Source organism: Streptomyces sp. NPDC001941 (assembly GCF_040296945.1).
In the GTDB taxonomy this organism is placed as follows: Bacteria; Actinomycetota; Actinomycetes; order Streptomycetales; family Streptomycetaceae; genus Streptomyces.
The window spans coordinates 35,052-56,151 of the sequence record NZ_JBEOYE010000012.1 but is presented as its reverse complement, the minus strand read 5'-3'; the positions used below and the strand labels follow the sequence as shown (position 1 = coordinate 56,151).

19 protein-coding genes are annotated in these 21,100 nt (G+C 74.4%); 7 read left to right on the top strand and 12 right to left on the bottom strand.

Going from position 1 to position 21,100, the window contains the following annotated elements; genetic code table 11:
- Position 1 precedes the first annotated feature (1 nt).
- Entirely contained in the window at positions 2-583 is a 582-nt protein-coding gene (locus ABT160_RS11995; protein WP_351646582.1) for a hypothetical protein, read from the bottom strand.
- 309 nt (positions 584-892) lie between these two features.
- Here ABT160_RS11995 and ABT160_RS11990 point away from each other — a divergent pair, with 309 nt between their 5' ends.
- The 3 genes from ABT160_RS11990 (at position 893) to ABT160_RS11980 (ending at position 3,417) form a co-directional block, all read left to right on the top strand.
- Positions 893-1,555, top strand: a complete 663-nt coding sequence (locus ABT160_RS11990) for a maleylpyruvate isomerase N-terminal domain-containing protein (RefSeq protein ID WP_351646580.1) — start codon at positions 893-895, stop codon at positions 1,553-1,555.
- Positions 1,556-1,686: 131 nt separating this feature from the next.
- On the top strand, positions 1,687-2,286 hold the full coding sequence (locus ABT160_RS11985; protein WP_351646578.1) for a CAP domain-containing protein: 600 nt from the start codon (positions 1,687-1,689) through the stop codon (positions 2,284-2,286).
- Between the two features lie 261 nt (positions 2,287-2,547).
- Positions 2,548-3,417 carry an arylamine N-acetyltransferase family protein gene (locus ABT160_RS11980; RefSeq protein ID WP_351646576.1) on the top strand — a complete coding sequence of 290 codons (870 nt, stop codon included), beginning with the start codon at positions 2,548-2,550 and terminating at the stop codon, positions 3,415-3,417.
- A gap of 47 nt (positions 3,418-3,464) precedes the next feature.
- Here the strand turns inward: ABT160_RS11980 and ABT160_RS11975 are convergent, their stop codons facing one another.
- Positions 3,465-4,619 (bottom strand): RNA polymerase sigma factor, encoded by a 1,155-nt coding sequence (locus tag ABT160_RS11975; protein WP_351646575.1) that lies wholly within the window; start codon positions 4,617-4,619, stop codon positions 3,465-3,467.
- A gap of 87 nt (positions 4,620-4,706) precedes the next feature.
- A complete protein-coding gene (locus tag ABT160_RS11970) occupies positions 4,707-5,114 on the bottom strand; it encodes a YciI family protein (protein ID WP_351646704.1) in 408 nt (135 codons plus the stop codon).
- A gap of 172 nt (positions 5,115-5,286) precedes the next feature.
- Here ABT160_RS11970 and ABT160_RS11965 point away from each other — a divergent pair, with 172 nt between their 5' ends.
- Complete coding sequence (locus tag ABT160_RS11965) at positions 5,287-5,931, top strand: TetR/AcrR family transcriptional regulator (RefSeq protein WP_351646573.1); 645 nt, start codon at positions 5,287-5,289, stop codon at positions 5,929-5,931.
- Between the two features lie 70 nt (positions 5,932-6,001).
- Here the strand turns inward: ABT160_RS11965 and ABT160_RS11960 are convergent, their stop codons facing one another.
- The 4 genes from ABT160_RS11960 to ABT160_RS11945 form a co-directional block, all read right to left on the bottom strand.
- A complete protein-coding gene (locus tag ABT160_RS11960) occupies positions 6,002-6,799 on the bottom strand; it encodes an ABC transporter ATP-binding protein (protein WP_502984207.1) in 798 nt (265 codons plus the stop codon).
- Entirely contained in the window at positions 6,786-7,829 is a 1,044-nt protein-coding gene (locus tag ABT160_RS11955) for a taurine ABC transporter substrate-binding protein (protein ID WP_351646572.1), read from the bottom strand. Before ABT160_RS11955 ends, ABT160_RS11960 begins: the two co-directional genes overlap by 14 nt.
- Positions 7,830-8,081: 252 nt before the next feature.
- The gene (locus ABT160_RS11950; protein ID WP_502984206.1) at positions 8,082-8,969 is read right to left on the bottom strand and encodes an ABC transporter permease; all 888 of its coding nucleotides are present in this window, start codon (positions 8,967-8,969) and stop codon (positions 8,082-8,084) included.
- An 8-nt stretch (positions 8,970-8,977) separates the two neighbouring features.
- On the bottom strand, positions 8,978-10,093 hold the full coding sequence (locus ABT160_RS11945; protein ID WP_351646570.1) for an LLM class flavin-dependent oxidoreductase: 1,116 nt from the start codon (positions 10,091-10,093) through the stop codon (positions 8,978-8,980).
- 640 nt (positions 10,094-10,733) lie between these two features.
- Here ABT160_RS11945 and ABT160_RS11940 point away from each other — a divergent pair.
- Entirely contained in the window at positions 10,734-11,699 is a 966-nt protein-coding gene (locus ABT160_RS11940) for a pyridoxal-phosphate dependent enzyme (RefSeq protein WP_351646569.1), read from the top strand.
- Positions 11,700-11,772: 73 nt separating this feature from the next.
- Here the strand turns inward: ABT160_RS11940 and ABT160_RS11935 are convergent, their stop codons facing one another.
- The gene (locus ABT160_RS11935; RefSeq protein WP_502984208.1) at positions 11,773-13,164 is read right to left on the bottom strand and encodes an MFS transporter; all 1,392 of its coding nucleotides are present in this window, start codon (positions 13,162-13,164) and stop codon (positions 11,773-11,775) included.
- A 788-nt stretch (positions 13,165-13,952) separates the two neighbouring features.
- Here ABT160_RS11935 and ABT160_RS11930 point away from each other — a divergent pair.
- Positions 13,953-16,268 carry a phosphoinositide-specific phospholipase C-related protein gene (locus ABT160_RS11930; protein WP_351646567.1) on the top strand — a complete coding sequence of 772 codons (2,316 nt, stop codon included), beginning with the start codon at positions 13,953-13,955 and terminating at the stop codon, positions 16,266-16,268.
- A gap of 103 nt (positions 16,269-16,371) precedes the next feature.
- Complete coding sequence (locus tag ABT160_RS11925) at positions 16,372-18,159, top strand: SpoIIE family protein phosphatase (protein ID WP_351646566.1); 1,788 nt, start codon at positions 16,372-16,374, stop codon at positions 18,157-18,159.
- A 92-nt stretch (positions 18,160-18,251) separates the two neighbouring features.
- Here the strand turns inward: ABT160_RS11925 and ABT160_RS11920 are convergent, their stop codons facing one another.
- The 4 genes from ABT160_RS11920 to ABT160_RS11905 all read right to left on the bottom strand — a co-directional run bounded on the left by ABT160_RS11920 (position 18,252) and on the right by ABT160_RS11905 (position 20,790).
- A complete protein-coding gene (locus ABT160_RS11920) occupies positions 18,252-19,043 on the bottom strand; it encodes a L,D-transpeptidase (protein WP_351646565.1) in 792 nt (263 codons plus the stop codon).
- A gap of 123 nt (positions 19,044-19,166) precedes the next feature.
- A complete protein-coding gene (locus ABT160_RS11915) occupies positions 19,167-20,009 on the bottom strand; it encodes a zinc-binding dehydrogenase (protein WP_351646700.1) in 843 nt (280 codons plus the stop codon).
- A 14-nt stretch (positions 20,010-20,023) separates the two neighbouring features.
- On the bottom strand, positions 20,024-20,152 hold the full coding sequence (locus ABT160_RS11910) for a hypothetical protein (RefSeq protein ID WP_351646563.1): 129 nt from the start codon (positions 20,150-20,152) through the stop codon (positions 20,024-20,026).
- A 143-nt stretch (positions 20,153-20,295) separates the two neighbouring features.
- The gene (locus ABT160_RS11905) at positions 20,296-20,790 is read right to left on the bottom strand and encodes a DUF2975 domain-containing protein (protein ID WP_351646562.1); all 495 of its coding nucleotides are present in this window, start codon (positions 20,788-20,790) and stop codon (positions 20,296-20,298) included.
- Between the last annotated feature and the right edge of the window lie 310 nt (positions 20,791-21,100).

Here is a 21,100-nt window from a genome sequence, read left to right as displayed (position 1 = left end):
CTCACTTCTCCCAGGGCAGCTTCGGCTTCTGCGGCTGGAAGAGCTTGCCCAGGTCGAACGGGTTCGCCGCGGCTGGGGGCTGGCCCTGGGGCTGGCCCGGGGCCTGGAAGAGCTTGCCCAGGTCGAAGGGGTTCGCCGGGGGCTGTCCCTGGGGCTGGAACAGCTTGGCCAGGTCGGCCGCCGGGTTCTTCGGCTGGAGGAGCTTCGCCAGGTCGAACGGGTTCCCCTGGGCCTGCGGCTGGGGCTGTGCCTGGGGCTGCGGCTGGAACAGCTTGCCGAGGTCGGCCACCGGGTTCTGCGGCTGGAACAGCTTGCCCAGGTCCAGCGGATTGCTGAACGGGTTGTTCTGGGCCTGCGGCTGCGCGAAGGGGTTGCCGGCCGAGGGGACCCCGTTCTTGCACGTCGACACGATCACGGAGTCCGGCCCCAGGCGGGTGACGTCCACGCACCCGGGCGCTGCCTTCACCGACCGGCCCGCGGCCCCGTCCAGGGCCTGCGCGGAGGCGGCGGACGCGAGCACGACAGCGCCCCCGGTCAGGGCCAGGGAGACGGCTGCGGTGACGAGGCGAGCAGGAACGCGCATCTCGGCGGTCCTTTCCGTACGGAGGGCTGTGACCAGTCCAGCGTGTCCACGACCCCTGCGTGTGGCCCGCCGACGACCGCCGAACGGGTCACGCGGGGTGCGTCGGCCGACGATTCCGGCCGTACGGTCCTGCGATTCCGGCCGTACGGTCCTGCGATGCCGGCCGTACGGTCCTGCGATGCCGGCCGTACGGTCCTGCGATGCCGGCCGCACGGGCCCACGATTCCGTTCGTACGGACCCGTGAACGCGGGCGCGCGGACCCGCGAACCCGGTTGTACGCACCCCGTGCCCGGCCCTAGCGTGCCGACGTGGACCTCTTCTCACGCTCATGGCAGGCACTGCTCGCGGCGGTGGCCGAGACCCCCGACGAGGACTTCGAGCTCCCCTCCGGCTGCGCCGGCTGGCTGGTGCGGGACCTGGTGTGCCACCTGGTGATCGACGCGCAGGACGTCCTGATCACCCTGGTCACCCCCGCCGACACCGCCCCCACCGCCGACGCCACCAGCTACTGGGAGCTGCGGGACCGGCCGCCGGCCGGGGACGATCCGCTGGACGCCCTCGTCCCCCGGCTCGCCTCCGCCTACGGCGAGCCGCGCTGGCTGAAGTTCCACCTGGACGACGTGGGTTCGGCGGCCGGGCGCGCCGCAGTACTGGCCGACCCGGCGGGCCGGGTCGGCACCCAGGACAAGGTGCTGACCGCGGGGGACTACCTCCAGGCGTACGTACTGGAGTGGACCCTGCACCACCTCGACCTGATCGCCCACCGGCCGGGCGCCGCGCCGCCGCCCGCCGAGGCCCTCGCCGGGGCGCGCGCGGCGCTTGAGCGGATCGCGGGGGAGCCCTTCCCGTCCGCGCTGGCGGACGCGGACGCGCTGCGCGTGGGTACGGGACGCCGCGCCCCGACCGCCGACGAGCGGGCCGCGCTGGGTGGCGGCGGCCTCGCCGCGCGACTGCCGCTGATCCTGGGGTGAGCCCGGGCGCGACGGCCCTGGTGCGTCCGGGTGACATCGGGCTGTCGCCCCCCGGGGCGCCCCCTCCCCGTTGACACACTGCTGGCAGCGTGCGGCCGCTCCGGCCCACCGGCTCCACGAGAGGTGTCGACGTGAACCACATGGCGAAGGCGGCGGCAGCGGCCGCGATCGCGGCCCTCCTCGGCCCGCTCCCGGCGGCCGCGGCCACGGCGGCACCCCGCACGGACGCCCCGTACACGGCGACCGGGCGCGCGGCGGCCCCGCACCCGGGTGGGAAGGCCGTGACGCCCCCGGCGTACTACCCGGACGTCGACGCGATCGTGTGCGAGATCAACGAGGAGCGCGAACGCCTCGCCCTCGCCCCGCTGCTCGTCTCCGACGAGGCCTCCGAGGTCGGCCGCGCGCACGCCCAGGACATGGCCATCGCGGGCCGGCTCGGCGGGACCGGCAGCGACGGCCGCGACCAGCGGGCGCGGCTCGCGGACGCCGGGATCTTCTCCGCGTACATCCGCGAGTTCCTCTTCCAGGGCTTCCACCACGACGGCTACTTCGCCGACCGCGCGACCGACCCGGTCGAGGGCGGCGCCTTCTACAAGGCGCTGACCAGCAAGGACGCGTTCGCCATGGGACTGGGCTACGACCAGGAGTACTGGGACGTCAACGTCCTCGGCCCCCACCGCAAGCTGGTGGCCCGCCCCGCCGACTGCGGCACGGGCACCGCCGCCTCCTGACGCGAGGACGGGGCGGGGGCGGGGGCCGGGCATCACGACGGCAGGTCCGAGCCAGGATCGGTCAGGGCCGAGCCGGGATCGGCCAGGACCGGCCAGGACCGGGCCGGGACCTAGGTCCTGCGGACCGGCTCCGCTCCGACCGATCGACGAGGCGCGCGGGGCCGTGCGTCGCGTAGGTTCTCAGGGCGCGGTGTGCGCGTACGCCATGCGTACCGCACGCGCACACCGCGCGGGGAACCGTACGAGAGGCGAGGGCAGGGCATGGGCGAGAACCGGACGGCATCGGTGTGGCAGGGCGAGGAGCTGGACCTCGACGCCTACCTGGAGCGGATCGGCTTCAGCGGTCCGCGCGACGCCACCCTGGAGACCCTGGGCCGCCTCCAGCGCGCCCACACCACCTCGATCCCCTTCGAGAACGTCCACGCGGCCCTCGGCACACCCCTCCCCACTGACCTCGCCTCCGTCCAGGAGCGCCTGGTGCACCGGCGCCGGGGCGGCTACTGCTACGAGCACGTCGTCCTCTTCGCCGCCGCCCTCGAACGCCTCGGATTCGACGTCACCGGGATCACCGGACGCATCACGCTCGGCGCCCCCAAGGTCACTCCGGCCACCCACGCCATGGTCGTCGTGCGCTTCCCGGACGACCCGCGCGCCTGGCTCTGCGACGTCGGCTTCGGCAGCGGCCCGACGGCCCCGATCGAGCTCGCGGACGGCGCCACCCTGGAGGCCGACGGCTGGCGCTACCGCCTGGAGCGGCGGCCCGGCGCCCTGGTCGACGACTGGTGGCTGCACCAGTACGGCGCCGACGGCTGGATCGACCGCAACCGCTTCGTCCTGGTGCAGCAGTACCCCGTCGACTACCGCGTCGGCAGCCACTACGTCGGCACGCACCCCCGCTCGCCGTTCGTGACCCGCCTGTTCGCCCAGCGGTTCACCGGCGCCGAGCACCACCAGCTCGACGGCACCACCTGGAAGGTGTCCACGCCCGGCGGCGTGTGCGTCGAGAAGGAGGTCGAACCCGGGCAGGTCGGCGCGCTGCTCGCCGACACCTTCGACATCCACCTCGACGAGGACGAACTCGCGGCGCTGCTGCGGGAGTACGAGGAGCGGGACGCCAGGCCCGCCGAATGACCGACCGCTCTTCCAAGGCAGCTGGCCACCGTGGGAGTCCGGGGCCTTCAGGGTGAATTGAGGCGCGCGGCGCGGCGGTTGAGGTGGTCGCGCTCGGCGAGGTTGGTCGCCCGGCGCGCCGCGTCCGCGTACAGCCGCGCGGCCGTCTCCCCGTCGCCGTCGCGCTCGTGCAGATGGGCGGCCACGGCCGCGTACCGGGGCAGCGACGGGTCCAGTTCCGCCAGCGCGGCCAGCCCCGCCCGGGGCCCGTCCGCCTCGCCGACCGCGACCGCGCGGTTCAGCCGCACCACCGGACTGTCCGTCAGGCGCACCAGCTCGTCGTACCACTCCACGATCTGCACCCAGTCGGTGTCCTGGGCCCGCAGCGCGTCGGCGTGCAGCGCCGCGACGGCCGCCTGTGCCTGGAACTCGCCCAACTGGTCCCGAACCAGCGCCTTCTGGAGGATGCCGATGCCCTCGGCGATCGCGACGGTGTCCCAGCGCGAGCGGTCCTGCTCGGCGAGCGGCACCAGCGAGCCGTCCGGGGCGGTACGGCTGGCGCGCCGCGCGTGGTGCAGCAGCATCAGCGCCAACAGCCCTGCCACCTCCGGGTGGTCGACGGCCGCGGCGAGCTGGCGGGTGAGCCGGACGGCCTCGGCCGCCAGGTCGACGTCCCCGGAGTAGCCCTCGTTGAAGACCAGGTAGAGCACCCGCAGCACGGTCGCCACGTCACCGGGCTGCTCGAACCGCACCCCGGACACCGTGCGCTTGGCCCGGCTGATGCGCTGCGCCATGGTCGCCTCGGGCACCAGGTAGGCGTCGGCGATCTGACGGGTGGTGAGCCCGCCGACGGCCCGCAGGGTCAGCGCCACCGCCGACGATGCCGTCAACGAGGGGTGGGCGCACAGGAAGTACAGCTGGAGCGTGTCGTCCCTGCCCGCGACGGGGCCCGGCGTGGGCTCCTCGTCCACGCGGTCCTCGCGCCGGCGCCGGGCCGCGTCGGCACGGGTCGCGTCGAGGAACCGCCGCCAGGCCACCGTGACCAGCCAGCCCTTCGGATCCCGCGGCCGCTCCGCGGGCCACGCCCGCACTGCCTCGACCAGGGCGTCCTGCACGGCGTCCTCGGCCGCCGCGAAATCGGCTCCGCGGCGGACGAGGATCGCGAGCACGCCCGGCGTGAGGCTGCGCAGCAGGGTCTCGTCGATGGGGGTGGTGCCGTCCATCGCCACGACTGCTCCGATGCTCGTGCGGGTGCGGGTGCGGGTGCGGGTGCGGGTGCGGGGAGGTTCCTGGCCCGGGTCGGGCCGGGGTCACTCGGTGATGGTGGGGGGCTCGGTCAGGAACGGGCGCAGCTCCAGCCACTCGTGGATCGGCTCGCCGTTCGCGCCGGGCGCGGCCGACAGCTCGCCGGCCAGCTCGACGGCGCGCTCGTAACTGTCGACGTCGATCACCATCCACCCCGCGATCAGGTCCTTCGTCTCGGCGAACGGGCCGTCGGTGACCGGCGGTCGCCCCTCGCCGTCGTAACGGACCCACGTCCCCTCCGGCGCGAGCGCCTGGGCGTCGACGAACTCCCCGGTCTTCTCCAGGCGCGCCGCGAAGTCCTGCATGTACTGCACGTGGGCCGTGATCTGGTCCGGCTTCCACTGGTCCATGGGGATGTTGTTCAGCGGGTCGGGGGCGCCGCGGTAGTGCTTGAGGAGCAGGTACTTGGCCATGGTCTTCTCCTTGGTGCCGGCGCGGCCCGTCGTGGTCGCGCTCACCCCTGGGACGGAGCCGGTCTGCGGTCCTCGACATCATCGCGGAGATTTCTTCGAACTTCTTCGGCAGGGCTTCGCCGGTCGGTCACGCCCTTGACGGAGTGAGTACTCACTCCATACCGTGGAGGCCATGACGGACACCGCAGCAAGCAAGCGAAGGGCCGCCCCCATGGCCCCCGACCAGCGCCGCGCCATGATCGTCGCCGCGGCCCTCCCGCTCGTCGTCGAGTTCGGCGCAGGCGTCTCCACGGCCAAGATCGCCCGCGCCGCGGGCATCGGCGAAGGCACCCTCTTCCGGGCCTTCGAGGACAAGGACTCCCTGCTCGCCGCCTGCATGGCGGAGGCCGTACGCCCCGACGTCGCCGTCGCCCACCTCCAGGCCGTCCCCCTCGACCAGCCCCTCGCCGACCGGCTCGCCGAAGCGGTCGACGTGCTCCGTGGCTTCATGGCCCGCCTCGGCGCGGTCGCCGGAGCCCTCGCCACGGCCGGCGGCGCCCGCACCCCGCCGCCCGGAGCACGCGAGCCGGGGCGCGCCCCGGACCGGGAAGCCGCCCTCGCCGCGCCCCGCGCCGCCCTCGCCAGGCTCTTCGAGCCGGAGAGGGAGAGGCTGCGCCTGTCGCCGGAACGGCTGGCGGACGCGTTCCAGTTCATGCTCATGGGCGCGGGCCGCTCCGGTGCGCCGGAGCCGCTGAGCACGGAGGAGATCGTGGAGCTGTTCCTGCACGGGGCGTTGGCCGGGGGAGGGGAAGGCGCGGGCGCGGGGGGAGTGGCGTGAGCGTCGGAAACGAGATCGCGGTGGGGGCTGGGGCAGGGGCAGAGGCCCACGCCACGGAGCCGGGTAGGCGCTAGCGGCCCGGCTCCGCCCGCATCACCCCCGCCAGCTCAGCCCGTACGGCCGCGAACTCGGCCGACCCGCGCAACTCCGCCGGGTCCGCGTCCCGCCCCCACGGCACCGGCACCTCGGCCACGATCCGTCCCGGACCGGCCGCCATCACCAGGACACGAGTCCCCAGCAGGGCCGCCTCCTCGGCGGAGTGCGTCACGAACAGCACCGTCGCCCCGGAAGAAGCGGCCAACACCCGCACCTCCTCCTGCAGGCGCTCCCGCGTGATCGCGTCCAGCGCCGCGAACGGCTCGTCCATCAGCAGAATCTGAGGGTCCGTCGCCAGCGCGCGGGCGATGGCCACCCGCTGCTGCTGACCACCGGACAGCTCCCAGGTCCGCCGCCGCGCCGTCCCCCCGAGCCCGACCCGCTCCAGCAACTCCTCGACACGGGGCGCTCGTTCAGCGCGCGGCACACCGTGCCGGGCGAGTGCGAAGGCGATGTTGCCGCCCACGGTGCGCCACGGGAACAGACGCGGCTGCTGGAACACGATGCCGGTCGCCCTGCCCACCCGTACCGTCCCCTCGGCCGCCCGCTCGAAGCCCGCGACCACCCGCAGCAACGTCGTCTTGCCGCAACCCGACGGCCCCATCAACACCGCGAACTCACCCGGCTCCACGGTCAGGGACACGTCCTCGACCGCGGTCACCGCCGCCTTCGCCCGTCCGTACCGGACACTCACCGACTCCAGCTCGATGTCGGCCCCGGCCCGGACGCCCGTACGGTCCTCGGTCCCGGCCCCGACGTCACCGCGCGGCACGGGCCAGCTCCTCCACCGCGAGCGCCTTCTCGAAGGCCCCCGCGTCCGGCACCGCGTCCACGGCCTGCTGCCCCTTCAGGAACACCGCCGCGTCCCGCAGGTTGGCCGCCAGCTTCCCCGGCGCCCCCGGCTTGCCCAGGTACTCCGGCCCCTGCTGCTCCTTGGCGCTCAGCAGCACCAGCTCGGCCAGCTGCGCCTTGGCCTCGGCGGGGGAGAGGTTCAGCTCGGCGCCGATCGAGGTCGCCGCCTTCGCCGGGTCGGCCTTGGTCTGCGCGACGGCCTGGTCCTGGGCCTTCAGCCAGGCGGTGACCACGTCCGGGTGCTTGGCGGCGAAGTCGTTCGTCACCACGCCCAGGTCGGCGGTCGGCTTGCCCTTGGCCGCGACCTCGCGGCTGGTGACCAGCACCTTGCCGGTCTTCTTCAGCTCGGTCAGCGTGGGCGTCCACACGTACGCGGCGTCGATGTCCCCGCGCGTCCAGGACGCCAGGATGTCCTGCGGCTGGAGGTCGACGAGCTTCACGTCGGACGCCTTGACCCCGGCCGCGTCGAGCGCGGCGAGCAACGAGTAGTGCGACGTCGACCCGAAGGGCGTGGCCACCTTCTTGCCGACGAGCTGCTTCACGTCACTGATCTGCTTCTTCGCGACGAGCGCCTCGTTGTCACCGATCAGGTCGTGGATCCACAGGACCTTGTACGGGATGTTCAGCGGCGCCGAAAGCCCCTTCGTGGCAGGGCTGGACCCGACGAGACCGATGTCCACCGCGCCCGCGATGACGGCGGTGTTGACGTCGCCGCCCGAGTCGAACTTCACCCACTTCACGTCCGCGTCGGGCAGCGCCTTCTCCAGCAGCTTCTGGTTCTTCACCACCAGGTCGGCGTTGGGGATGGCCTGGTAGGCGATGCGTACGGTGGTGTGCCCGGGCTTGTCGCTGTCAGCTGAGCTGTCACCGCCGCACGCGGTGGCGGTGATGCTGGTCAGTGCGATGACAGCGGTGAGGAGTGCGGTGCGGCGGGAGGGGCCGTGGGACATGGGGAATCTCCTTGTTGGAAGAGCAGAAGTGAGATGACAGCGGCTGACTTCTGTCGTCTGTCGTCTGTCGTCTGTCAGGTGTCAGCGGTCGTCTGTCAGGTGTGCGGGTGAAAGCTGCTACCTGTCATCTGTCAGTCATCAGCTGATATCTGTCGGCTGACGTCTGATAGCCGTCAGCCGTCAGTTGTCTGTCGCTAGTCACCAAGTCAGCAGGTCGCCGGCCGTCCGACGCCGGTCGCCAGCCGTCAGGCATCAAGTGCGTCCCCGCCACGGCACCAACCCCCGTTCGGCCAGGCGGAGGGCGGCGTCGAGCAGGATGCCGGAGAGACCGATGGCGAGAATCCCCACCACGACCACCGCCGTCTGGTTGTAGCGCTGGGCGTCGCGGATCATTCCGCCGATGCCCGGCACCCCGTTGACCGTCTCGGCGGCGACGACCGAGGTGTACGCGACACCCACCGCGATCCGCACGCCCGTCAGGATCTCCGGGAGGGCTGCGGGCAGTCGCACCGAGAGCAGCAAGGACACCGGCCGTGCTCCCAGGGCCCTGGCCGCTTCGACCAGGTCGCCGGGGACCGCGCGTACCGCGGCGGCCGTGGCGGCGGCGATCGGGGGCAGTGCGGCGATCACCAGGAGCCAGATCTTCGGTGACTCGTCGATGCCGAACCAGATGACCAGCAGTGACAGGTACGCCAGCGGAGGCAGGGTGCGCAGGAAGGTCACGGCCGGTTCCAGTACCACCGCGATCGGCCGTACCGCTCCGATGAGCAGGCCGAGCGGGATGCCGGCCAGCGCGGCGTACCCCGTGCCGATTCCGATGCGCCGCAGGCTGACCCCCAGGTGCTCGATCAGCAGGTGGCCGCTGTAGCCGCGCACCCCGTCGTGCACGGTGGACGCGAGGACGAACTGGTGCCAGACCTCCGCCGGCGACGGTACGAGCACCCGCGGCCAGACCTCGGCCGCGACCACCGCCTGCCACGCGCCGAGCAGCACCGCCAGCGCGAGCGCGCGCAGCGCGATCCAGCGCAGAGCGGCGCCACGGCGGGGCGGCGCGGCGGCGGCCGGCACCTTCGCGGGCGGGGCGGGTGCGGGAGGCGTGTCGAGCGCGGCGGGCTCCGGCTCGCTCTTGCGCGTGCTCACTCCGCCGCTCACGCCGTGGCCCGCTTTCCCCGGCCGTCCGTCACGAGCGCGCGCAGCCGGGGCGCGACCTCCTCGCCGACGCGGTAGGCCTCCTCCAGGTGCGGATAGCCGGACAGGATGAACTCGTCGATGCCCAGGGCGTGGTACTCGTGGAGCCGGGCGGCCACCTCGTCGTGCGAGCCCACGAGCGCGGTGCCCGCTCCTTCCCGTACGAGGCCGATACCGGCCCACAGGTTGGGTGCCACGACCAGTCGCTCCGGGTCCGTGGAGCCGCCGTGCAGGGCGGTCATCCGGGCCTGCCCGGTCGACTCCATGGCGGCGAACCGCTCCTGGCTGGCCCGCACGGCCTCGGGGTCGAGGCCGGCCAGGATGCGGTCGGCCTCCGCCCAGGCCTCGTCGGCGGTGTCGCGGGCGATGACGTGCAGCCGCAGGCCGAACCGCAGGCCGGGGGCGCGCCCGCGGAGCCGGGCGATGCGTTCGGCGAGGGCCGCCGGGGGTTCGCCCCACATCAGCTGTACGTCGGCCCGGCGCGCGGCCACCGCCTCGGCCGCGGGCGAGGCGCCACCGAAGTACAGGGGTACGGGGAACTCGACGCTCGGGTCGCTCAGTTGGGCCCCCTCGACGTGCACGTGCTCCCCGGCGAGGTCGACGCGCTTGCCCTGGAGGAGGTCGCGCAGCACGGACATGACCTCGTCCGTGCGGGCGTAGCGCTCCTCGCGCCCCAGGTGGTCGCCGTAGGCGCGCTGTTCGGCCGCGTCGCCGCCGGTGACCACGTTCAGGCGCAACCTGCCTCCCGCGAACCGCCGGAAGGCGTCCGCCTGTTGGGCCAGCAGGACCGGGCTGGCGAGTCCGGCGCGGAAGGCGACCAGGAAGCCGATGCGCTCGGTGTGCTGGGCGAGTGCCGAGGTGAGGATCCAGGGGTCCACGCAGCCCAGGCCCACCGGCGTCAGGAGCGAGTGGAAACCGGCCTGTTCGGCCGCGCGCGCGACCTGGGCCAGGTAGCCGACGTCGGCAGGGCGCCGGGTGGCCGACGCGCTGCGCCCCTGCACGGCGGTGACGCCTCCGGGGTCGCGTCCGTCCCCGCCGGTGGGGAGGAACCAGTGCAGGAGCGGTATGTCGGACATGGGGAAACCTCGTTGTGCCTCGATGGGCCGGACCGTGCGCGGACTGTGCGCGGTGCGCGGTCCGGGCCGCAGTGCGGGATGCGGAAAAGAAAAGATGGGGGTGCTGCGGGCCGGGACGCGAGGTTCGCGCGCGAGGTGCGTGTGACGGCCTACGACTCGACGGCGGCCCGGAGGGAGTCGCGCGGCCGCCCGAGCGGCGGGCAGCGTGTCCGCGGGAAGCCGCCGGTGACGCGGGGTCAGCGCCGTGGAGGCGGCTGGGTGGGCGTCAGCAGCGGTGCGTCAGTGGCAGTACGTCGACGGTGGTGCGTCAACAGCCGTGCGCACGGCGGGAAATGGCCCGACAGAGCATCGTCGAGACACGCAGGAGGTCCACGTGGCGACGGGATACCAGGGCGGGTGACATGGCCGTATCTTTTCCGCCCGGGCGGCTGCGGACAACCTTGGTCCGTCATGTGGACCGGTCCATCTCGTATGACGGGACGCGGACTCGGGATCCGTGCCCCCGCGCGCCGCCGACCGGCTCCCGGCTGCCTCCGCCTGCTTCCGCCCGCGTGTGCGAGGCTGACCAGGCACGAGTTCCCCCGAACGCGAGCACGGCGAGCAGCAAGCATCAGGCAGGCAGTACGAGAGGAGCCCCGGGGTGCCGGAGAAGTTGACGCTGTCGGTGTGGCCCACGCCGCTGGAGCCCGTGCCCCGCCTCGCCGTGGCCCTGGGCCTCGGCGCCGGCGACCTGTACCTCAAGCGCGACGACCTGACCGGCCTCGGTGGCGGCGGCAACAAGGTGCGCAAGCTGGAGTGGCTCGTCGCCGACGCGCTGTCCCGGGGCGCCGACACCCTCGTCACCACCGGTGGCCCGCAGAGCAACCACGCCCGCCTCACCGCCGCCGCCGGAGCGCGCGCCGGACTCGACGTCGTCCTGGTGCTCCCGGGCCCCGCCGACGCCCACCCCGTCGCCGGGAACCTGGTCCTCGACGCCCTCCTGGGCGCCCGCGTCACCTGGGTCGACGGCGCGGCGGGCGCGGCTGACCTGACCGCGGCGGCCGAGGAGACCTGCGCCGCGCTGGCCGGAAGCGGCGCCCGCCCCTACCTCGTGCCGTTCGGCGGGTCCAGCGCCCTCGGCGCACGTGGCTACCAGGAGGCCGGCCGCGAGGTGCTGGCCCAACTCCCGGACGTACGGCACATGGTGACCGCCCTGGGCTCCGGCGGCACCATGGCGGGGCTCGTCACCGCCCTCGGCCCCGAGCGCGTCCTGGGCGTCGACGTCGGCGCGCTCCCCGACCCCGCCGCCACCGCCGCGGGCTTCGTGGGCGAGCTGACCGGTCACGAACTGCCCGCCGGGGCCCTGCGCGTGCGGCGCGACCAGGTGGGCCGGGGTTACGCGACGCTGCACCCGCCCGTCCTGGACGCGGTCCGCCTGGTGGCGGCCTCCGAGGGCGTGGTCCTGGACCCGGTGTACACCGGGCGCGCCGCGGCGGGCCTGTTCGCGGCCGTGCGCGAGGGCGACATCCGCCCGGGGGAGCCGACCGTGCTGCTGCACTCAGGGGGCCTGCCCGGACTGCTCGGCCACGCCGAGACGGTACGGCGGGCGGGCGAAGCCCTCGCCTGACCGCCCTCGCCCGACCGCCCGCCGACCCGACCACCGACACCAACCACCGGAACCGCCCCCGCCCGCCCCCACGTCAGTGCGCCACCACTGGCGCCGCGTCCACCGGGTGCGGGGTCGGCGGGCCCTTGCGGTAGAGGATCACCGTGAAGAGCAGGCCCACCAGGAAGAAGCCGGCCGACCACCAGTACGCCGTCGAGTAGCTCTGCAGCTGGGAGTTGACCACCACGTCCGGCGTCGGCTGCTTGCCCCGCAGGTAGTTGGCGGCGGCACTGGTCGCCAGGGTGTTCAGCAGTGCCGTGCCGATGGAACCGCCCACCTGCTGACTGGTGTTGACCATCGCCGAGGCCACGCCCGCGTCGTGCGCCGCCACGCCCGCGGTGGCCAGGCTCATCGCCGGGGCGAAGATCAGGGCCATGCCCGCGCCGGTGATGAGCAGCGGCGGCAGCACGTGCGCGGCGTAGGAGCTGGTGGCGTCCAGCGCGGTCATCCAGGCCATGCCCGCCGCGCCCAGGCCCATGCCGAGGGGCACGATCGGCTTGGCGCCGACCCGGTGCACCACGCTGTTCTGCACGATCACCGACACCACGATCATCACCGCGACCATGGGCATGAAGGCGAGACCGGTCTTCACCGGCGTGTAGCGCAGCATCTGCTGGAGGTAGTACGTCAGGAACAGGAACACGCCGAACATGCCCGCGCCGGAGATGAACATGGCGAGGTAGGACGCGCCCCGGTCCCGGTCGAGGACCACGCGCAGCGGGAGCAGCGGGTGCGTGGCGCGCGTCTGCCACCAGGCGAACGCGACGAGCAGGACCGCGCCACCGGCGAGGAAGCCCCAGGTCAGGGGCGAACGCCAGCCGTGCGTCTCGGCGTTGGAGAAGCCGTACACCACGCAGAACAGTCCGCCGGAGACCAGCACGGTACCGGGGATGTCGAGCTTGGGCCGGTCCGCCGGGGCGCCCGGGTGCAGCAGCCGCAGTCCGCCGAGGAACGCCACGAGCGCGAACGCCAGGTTCACGTACAGGCACCAGCGCCAGTCCAGGTACTCGGTGAGCAGACCGCCGAGCAGCAGGCCGACCGCGCCGCCCGCGCCGGCCACGGCACCGTAGATGCCGAACGCCTTGGCGCGCTCGCGGGGGTCGGTGAACGTCGTGGTCAGCAGCGACAGCGCGGCGGGCGCCAGCAGGGCGCCGAACAGGCCCTGCAGGGCGCGTGCGATCACCAGCACGCTGAAGTTGGGTGCCGCGCCGCCCAGCGCCGAGGCGACGGCGAAGCCGACGAGTCCGACGAGGAACACCGTCTTGCGCCCCACCAGGTCCGCGATCCGGCCGCCGAGCAGCAGCAGGGAGCCGAAGGCGAGGGCGTAGGCGGTGACGATCCACTGCCGGTTGCCGTCGGAGAAGCCGAGCTCCTGCTGGGCCGAGGGCAGCGCGATGTTCACGATCGTGGCGTCCAGGACGACCATCAGCTGGGCGAGCGCGATGACGCCGAGGACCAGCCAGCGGTGCTCGTGCGCGGCGCCCGAGTGCGCCGCGGGGGCCGGGGAGGACGGCGGCGGCGCCTTCACGTCCCGGCCCGCCTCCCGGTCCGCCCGGTCTCCCTCGTCGCCGCTCCCCGCCTCGTCCCGTTCCGCTTCGAGCGTGGCGAGCCGGGAGGCCGCGAGCGTCGAGCCGGGGTCCGGGGAGGCCTGGGCGGCCGGGGGTACGGCTCCGGAGCCGTACCCGGAGTGCGCGGCCGACGCGGCTCCGGGTGCCGCGGCCCGTACCGCCGCGACCCGGTCGGCGAGTTCCGCCGCCCCGGACGCGGCCGTGGAACGCCTGTCCCCCGACGCCGCGGACGACGTCGTGAACAGGGCGTCCGACGGTTCCCGTGACGGCAGCGGGCCGGGGGAGGGCGGGAGCCCTCCGCGCGCCGCGCGCCGTCGTGGCGAGGACCGCAGGCCGAGCAGTGCGGCGATCCCGGTGACCAGTGCCGCCGCCGCTGCCCAGCCCGCCACCCTCAGGGAACGGCTGTCGCCTGCGGCTTCGCGTGTACGTCGGTCCATGTCGACGGACTCCTCCGCTTCCGAGCCCCCGGATCACGCTAGGCCGCCTCGGTGATCCCCGCCACGCGAGCGACGCCCCGCCGATCCTGCCCCGGCACACCCACCCCTCCCGCCGCCACAGCGCACCCCCGCCCACCTCTCCAGCGCACCCCTGCCTCCCCGTCACCGCCCGCATGGCGGGCCACGCCCCGGCGCCCGATGATCGTCCAATGAGCGACAGCACCGGGCCGGAGGGCTACGGGCCGGAGGGCACCACGCCCGAGCACACCGGGCGTGACAGCACCGGGCCTGAGCACACCGGGCCCGAGCACACCGTGCCCGACAGCCCCGCTTCCGACAGCCCCGCTCCCGACAGTCATCGCGCGCGATGGCTCCCGCCCGTCGCCTGTGCCGTGCTCGCGCTGTCCGTACTGTTCCTGGTGCTCGCCGGGACGGCCCGCGCCACGCTCCTGAGCCGGCCGTTCTACCAGGCGGTCCTGGACGAGCAGGACGCCTACGAGCGGCTGTACGACGAGGTGCTGGTCGACCCCGCCACCGCGCGCGTGACGCGCGACCTGCTGGGCCGGCTGCCCGTGCCGCAGGCACAGGTGACGGCGAACCTGAAGAACGTCCTGCCGCCCTCCACCCTGCGCACCCTGGTGGACGAGCAGATCGGGCACGCGGTCGGCTACCTGCGCGGCGACGAGCAGCCGCTGCGCCTCACCGTGGACCTGCGGCCGGTGCTCACGAACATCGGCGGCCTCGCCGAGATCTACCTGGGCGACCTGGTCGCCTCCGTGCAGGGCCGCGACGCACCCGACTTCCCCGGCTTCGTACGCGAACTGGGCGCCGCGCTCGACGACCTGGCGGCGGGGCGCCGCCCGGACGTGCTGCCGGAGCTGGCGCTGGAGGGCGAGCAGGCCGCGCGGGCGGCGGACTGGCTGGTGAGGGCCGTGCCGGAGAAGGAGCGGGAGGGGCTGCGCCCGCAGGTCGAGGCCGCGCTGGCGACCGGGGACGTGGCGTCGGCGCTCGCGGCCGTCGGCCCCTACGCGCTGGGCGACCGCGCGGAGGGCGCCGCCGCGGACCTCGGCGGGCTCACCGACGGAGGGCACTGGAACGTGGTGCCTGACCTGGCGGCGGCCGGGTACGACCTGTCGACGGTGAACCGGATCAGGGCGTTCACCCGGCTCGCGCTGGGCACGGTGCAGACGGGGGCCGTGCTCCTCGGGCTCGCCGCGGTGGCCGTCCTGGTCCTGACCGGGTCGCGGACCTGGCCGGTGCGGCTGCGCCGGGTGGGCGCGGGCCTGCTCGCCGGCGGGCTGCTCGCGGCGGCCGTGGTGGCGCTGCTGTGGTGGCAGTTGCGCGACCTGGCGGCCGATCCGCCCGCGGCCTGGCCGTCCTCGCTGCGCACCCTCGTCGAGGACCTGCGGGGCGCCGCGGGTGACGGGCTCGGCGCGGTGGGGCTGCTGACGGCGGCGCTGCCGGTGGTGGCGGGGCTGCTGCTGTGGGGCGGCACGGTGCTGTACGAGCGGGTGCTCGCCCGGCGCGCCGGGGGCTGGCCCGCCCGTCGCCGTACGGCCGCCGTCGCGGTCGGCGCGGGGGCCGTGACCGTACTGGCGCTGGCGGGCGCGGTGCTGGTGCCGGCGGTCGCGGGCAAGGACGCGCGGGACCTGTGCCTGGGCTCGGCGGCGCTGTGCGGCAAGCGCTACGACGAGGTCGCGGTGGTGGCGACGCACAACGCGATGTCGACGACGCAGGACCGGTTCATCGGGCCGCTGCAGGACCCCGGCATCGTCGCCCAGCTGGACGCGGGAGCGCGCGCCCTGCTGATCGACACGTACACCTGGGAGAAGCCCGAGGAGGTCGCCGGGCGCCTGGCGGAGGCGGACATCCCGGCGGACCTCAAGGAGCGGATCACCTCCCTCGTCGCGCGCGCCAACCCGCCGCGCCCCGGCCTGTGGCTGTGCCACGGGGTGTGCCGGGCCGGGGCGGTCCCGCTGGTGGAGACGCTGCGGCGGATCGGGACCTGGCTGGACGCCCACCCCGGCGAGGTCCTCACGCTCGTCGTCGAGGACTCGGTGACCGGCGAGCAGACCCGCGACGCCTTCCGGCGGGCGGGCCTGGAGCGGCTGCTGTTCACGCCCGCCGCCGACCCGGCCCGGCCCTGGCCGACGCTGGGGGAGATGGTGCGCTCGGGCCGCCGCCTGGTGGTGTTCGCGGAGAACGCCGACGGGCCCGCTCCCTGGTACCGCAACTTCTACCGCTACGGCATGGAGACCCCGTACGCCTTCGGGGCGCCGGGCGAGATGTCGTGCGTCCCGCACCGGGGCGGCGAGGGCAAGCGCCTGTTCCTGCTCAACCACTTCATCACCGACCAGGGCGGCAGCCGCCTGGACGCGGCGGTCGTCAACACCCGCGCGTTCATCCTGGAGCGGGCCCGGCGCTGCGCGCGCGAGCGGGGCAGGCCGGTGAACCTGGTGGCGGTCGACTTCGCGACGATCGGCGACGCGAAGGGCGCGGTGGACGCCCTCAACCGGGAGCGTTGAGCGCGGCCCGTGCCCCCGCGCGGTGCTCCCCGGTGGCGCACGTCTCCTCCCCGGCCGGGCCCGCCGCCTAGCTGAGCGGCGGCCGGGGTGTGACCATGACGGCATGGCAGTCGAGGACGAACGCGCGGAGCTCGCCGCAGGCGTGCTCACCGAGCAGCAGGCGCGCGCCGTCCTGGCCTGGATCGAGGCCCTGCCCGCCGACGCGCGCCCCGACGGCCTCGAACCGCTGGTGCGCGACTACCGGACGGTGCGCCAGGTCCTGGACCGGGCCGACATCGGCATGGCCGTCCTCGACGCCGGCTACCGCTTCCGGTACGTCAACGACGCCCTGGCCGCGCTGAACGGCCGCACCGTCGCCGAGCACCTGGGCCGCCGGGTCGGCGAGGTCGTGCCCGACATCAACGTCGAGGACATCGAACAGGTCCTGTCCGCCGTCCTGCGCGACGGCCGCCCGCGCGCCCTCACCGTCTCCGGCACCACCCACTCCGACCACCCCGGCGGCCCGCGCTGGTGGCACAACGCCTACCACCGCCTGACCAGCCCCGACGGCGAGCCCGTCGGCGTCGCCGCGCTGATCCTGGAGATCACCAGCGACCGGGTCATCCGCAAGACCCTCGACCGCGCCCGCAGGCGCCTGGCCCTGCTCGACAAGGCCGCCACCCGGATCGGCACCACGCTGGACGTGCAGCGCACCTGCGAGGAGCTGACCCAGGTCCTGGTGCCCCAGCTGGCGGACGTGGCGGTGGTGGACGTCGTCGAGTTCGAGCGGCTGCCCCCGCCGCCGGGCCCGCTGCGGATGCGCCGCCTGGCGCTGAGCGCCACCCGGGGGCTGCAGCGCATCGGGCACTACGTCGGCACCCCGGGCGCCCTCATCGAGGTGCAGGCCGAGTCGGCCGCGGCCCGCTGCCTGGACGAGCAGCGCGCCGTCGTCCTCAACCGGCCCGAGGAGCCCGCCCAGCAGCGGCTGTACGTGAACGACGTGCGCGCCGGGATCTACCGCCGCCTCGGCCTGCACTCCGGCTGCTACGTGCCGCTCTCGGCCGGGCACGACATCGTCGGCGTGGTGGGCCTGGCCCGGGCGGACGACGACGCCCCGTTCTCCGAGGAGGACGTGGCCCTGGTCAGCGAGGTGGTGCGGCGGGCCGCAAGCAGCATCGACGCCGCCCAGCGCTACACCCGCCAGCGCGACACCGCCGTCGTCCTGCAGCGCGCCCTGCTCAGCTCCCGCACCGTGCCGCACGCCGACGTGGAGTGCGCCAGCCGCTACCTGCCGTCCGGTTCGGGCGCGGAGGTCGGCGGCGACTGGTACGACACCATCGGACTGCCCGGCGGCACGACGGTCCTGGTCGTCGGCGACGTGATGGGCCACGGCCTGGACGCCGCCGCCACGATGGCCGAGTACCGGGCGACGCTGCGCACCCTGGTCTTCGAGGGGCTGGCCCCGGACCAGGTCCTCACCCGCGCCGACGCGGTCGCGCAGACCCTGGACCTGGAGCGCCTGGCGACCTGCCTGGTGGCCGCCGTCGACCCGGTGGCCGGCACCGCGACGATGGCGAGCGCGGGCCACCTGCCGCCGCTCCTGGTCGAACAGGGCGCGCGGGGGCGGCTGGTGGCCGAGGTGAGCGTGGGCCCGCCGCTGGGCGCCGGCTTCGAACCGTACGAACCGGTGACCGTCGCCCTGCCGCCCGGGGCCGCGCTGCTGCTGTACACCGACGGCCTGGTGGAGCGCCGCGACGAGGACATCGACCAGGCCCTCGCCGAGCTCGGCGCGCTCCCGCTGGACCCGGCGGAGCCGCTGGACCGGCTCCTGGACGCGGTGCTCTCCCGGCTCGCGGCGGCCCCGGCGGAGGACGACGTGGCGCTCCTCGCGGCACGCATCCGCAAGGGCTGACGCGGCCGGACCCTCCCCCGGGGTCCTTGTCGGTCCTGCCCGCCGGGCGCTCCCCCGGAGACCGTTCGGTCCCGCCCCCGCTTCCCGTCCGTTCAGTCCTGTCCGACCGGTACGCCGTGCGACCCGAAGCCCTCCGCGACCAGCGCGTCCTCGACGGCCTCGCGGCGGTCCGCTGCGTGCGGGAGGGCGCGGGGAACGGGCTTGCGGCCGAACACGTAGAGCCGGTCGCCGACGCCGAGCAGCCGGAAGAGCCGGGCGGCGTCCTTCACGTACAGGTTGACGCACCCGCCGGAGCCGGACACGAACAGGTCCTTGTAGGTGCCGTGCAGCGCCTGCCCGCCGTTGAAGAACTGCGCGTACGGCATGGGGGCGTTGGCGTAGAGGGTGGAGAAGAACGTCCGGTTCTTCTGGTAGACGCGCTGCCAGCCAGTGCGGGTCTCCAGGCCGGGGCGTCCCGAGCGCACCGGCACCGGTGCGAAGACGACCTTGGAGCCCTTCTGCACCCACAGGATCTGCCGCGACAGGTCGACGCAGGTGACGCGGTACGCGCGGACGGGGCACCGCTTCCTGGCGTTGGGGTTCCGCTTCACGTCGTCGACCAGCAGCATCCGGTAGGTGCGCAGGTCCGGGTAGCCGTTGGCGGGCGTGATGCCCAGGCGCCGCTGGAGCTTCTGGACGGCCAGGCAGTCGGCGGGGGACATCCGCCCGTCCTGGCGCAGTCCCAGGCGCTTCTCCAGCTGCCACTGGTAGGGGCCGGTGTCGGCGGAGCACCGGGCGGCCGACCCGTTGACACCGCTCACCGCCCCGGCCGGGACGGCGGTCCCGGCCAGGACACCGGCGAGGACGAGGGAGCCGAGGCCCCGGGTCAGGTTCGCGCGCCGCATGGGAGCCCCTTTCCGCGTCGAGGCGCGGGTGCGCGCCTGCCCTCCACAGGTACGCGCCCCGGGGCCCCGGGGCGACCGGACCTGGGCCGAACGGACCGCCGGGCGCCCCGGTGAGGACACTCCCTAGCTCCAGGGGTCGAGGGCGAGCTTCCCCTCCGTACGCCCCTCCTCCAGCGCGGCGAGGACGCGGGGCCCGTCCGCCAGGGGGTGCACCTCGGGCGTGCCCGGCGGGTAGACGCCGAGGTCGATGAGCCGGCGCAGTTCGTCGAGCAGTTCGCCGAAGACACCGGGGGCCGCGGCGGCGAGCGTCCCGATGTGCAGGCCCTTGAGCTGCACCTGGTGGGTGAAGACCAGGTCGTACGTGCTGACGCTGGCCTCCCCGGAGGCCGCGCCGTACACCACCACCCGCCCGCTGAAGGGCCGGGCCGCCGCCAGGCTCGCGGCGAACGTGGCCCGGCCCACCGACTCCAGGACCAGGTCCACGCCACCGGTCAGGCGCGCCAGTTCACCCGCCAGGTCCGGGTGGCGGCCGTCCACCACGAGGTCGGCGCCCAGGGCGCGTACGGTGACGTGCTTGGCCGGGGAGGCGGTGGCGACCACGCGCGCCCCGTAGTGCTTGGCCAGCCGCACCGCGGCCTGGCCGACGCCTCCCGCGGCGGCGTGCACCAGGACGGTCTCGCCCTCGCGCACCCGGCCCAGCGGCCGCAGCGCGGCGAGGGCGGTGGCCCAGTTCAGGACGAGCCCGAGGGCCTGGGCGTCGCTCCAGCCCGCGGGCACCGGGACGGCTCCCGCCGCGGGCATGGCCATGTACCCGGCGAAGGCCCCCGGCCCGACGCCGACCACGTGGGTGCCGACGGGGAGCGGGTCGGCGACGCCGGGGCCCGCGGCCACGATCTCCCCGGCGGCCTCGAAGCCCGCGGTGTAGGGGGCTCGGGGGCCGTTCGCGTAGGTGCCGCGGGTCTGCATCACGTCGGCGAAGTTCACCCCGGCCGCGCCGACGCGGACCAGGTAGTCGCCGGGGCCGGGGTCGGGCCGGTGGTGAGGGTCAGGTCCCGGGGGCCGTCAACGGACCGCTGGACCAGGGACCGTACCGTCTCGTCGTTCTCCATGCCGCAGACCGTAGAAGGCTCACACTGGTGGCAAGGTCAAATCAGGCCGGGGGAGTTGGGGATGATATCGCCCGAGTGGGGGACCTGCACGGCCGGATGTGCGAAAGCCGACTCCAACTCACGCCCTTCTGAGGTGCGTTGACTCAGGTCGTGCTCGCGGCGCCCTGGAGGTCGGCGGCCCTGCGCAGCAGGCCGCGCCCGATGACGAGCAGCAGCGCGAGCCCCGCGCCCGCGCCGACGCCCGCGAGGGCCAGGCCGAGCGCCCCCAGCACCTCCATGCCGTCGCCGGGGGACGGGACGGAGGCGAGCGCCAGGTGCCCGGCGACCCCGAGCGTGAGGAGCGTGGCGGCGACCGAGGCGCCGATGATGAGGTCGACCCAGCGCAGGGCCCGCGAACTGAACACGGTCCCGCGCTCCACGAGCGACAGCAGCATCCACAGCGCGCCCAGGGCGACTTGGACGCACGCGACCCCGAGGATCGCCACGGTCACGTACGGCACCGCGAGCGGTGCGTACGGCGGGAAGCGGTCTACCTCGTCCGCCGCCGTCGTGGGGATGACGACGATCTGGCCGAAGAGGCCGAGCAGGACCGCGGCGACGATGCCGGCGCGCAGGACGAGGAGGGAGAGGCGCTGCATGGGCAGATTCTGGGGGGTGCGGGGGCGGAGATCAATCGCTGATCGAGCCCGGTCGCGCGGACCTGTGGCGCGGACGGCTGGCTCAACTTCGAGGCGGCCTCTTCCGATCACCGTATGATCTATGCCCAAGTCGCATATTCTTCTGCCCAGTTGAAGGACCCGTCGGCGCTGCCCCACCATCGCCGAGTGCGTGGTCCATGCGTCAACTTCGAGTGAACGCCGCCCCTTTGCGGGCGCGTGTACCAATCGAGGACCGTGATCCCGTCGCTTTGCAGTCAGGTGCGCCCCCGTGGGTCAAGCCACGCATGGG

Coding starts and splice junctions, on each gene's coding strand:
- ABT160_RS11945 (WP_351646570.1), bottom strand. CDS start 10,093: ATGTCCGACATACCGCTCCTGCACTGGTTCCTCCCCACCGGCGGGGAC.
- ABT160_RS11910 (WP_351646563.1), bottom strand. CDS start 20,152: ATGGAGAACGACGAGACGGTACGGTCCCTGGTCCAGCGGTCCGTTGAC.
- ABT160_RS11920 (WP_351646565.1), bottom strand. CDS start 19,043: ATGCGGCGCGCGAACCTGACCCGGGGCCTCGGCTCCCTCGTCCTCGCC.
- ABT160_RS11930 (WP_351646567.1), top strand. CDS start 13,953: ATGAGCGACAGCACCGGGCCGGAGGGCTACGGGCCGGAGGGCACCACG.
- ABT160_RS11915 (WP_351646700.1), bottom strand. CDS start 20,009: ATGCAGACCCGCGGCACCTACGCGAACGGCCCCCGAGCCCCCTACACC.
- ABT160_RS11965 (WP_351646573.1), top strand. CDS start 5,287: ATGACGGACACCGCAGCAAGCAAGCGAAGGGCCGCCCCCATGGCCCCC.
- ABT160_RS11995 (WP_351646582.1), bottom strand. CDS start 583: ATGCGCGTTCCTGCTCGCCTCGTCACCGCAGCCGTCTCCCTGGCCCTG.
- ABT160_RS11980 (WP_351646576.1), top strand. CDS start 2,548: ATGGGCGAGAACCGGACGGCATCGGTGTGGCAGGGCGAGGAGCTGGAC.
- ABT160_RS11925 (WP_351646566.1), top strand. CDS start 16,372: ATGGCAGTCGAGGACGAACGCGCGGAGCTCGCCGCAGGCGTGCTCACC.
- ABT160_RS11955 (WP_351646572.1), bottom strand. CDS start 7,829: ATGTCCCACGGCCCCTCCCGCCGCACCGCACTCCTCACCGCTGTCATC.
- ABT160_RS11935 (WP_502984208.1), bottom strand. CDS start 13,164: ATGGTCGTCCTGGACGCCACGATCGTGAACATCGCGCTGCCCTCGGCC.
- ABT160_RS11970 (WP_351646704.1), bottom strand. CDS start 5,114: ATGGCCAAGTACCTGCTCCTCAAGCACTACCGCGGCGCCCCCGACCCG.
- ABT160_RS11975 (WP_351646575.1), bottom strand. CDS start 4,619: ATGGACGGCACCACCCCCATCGACGAGACCCTGCTGCGCAGCCTCACG.
- ABT160_RS11905 (WP_351646562.1), bottom strand. CDS start 20,790: ATGCAGCGCCTCTCCCTCCTCGTCCTGCGCGCCGGCATCGTCGCCGCG.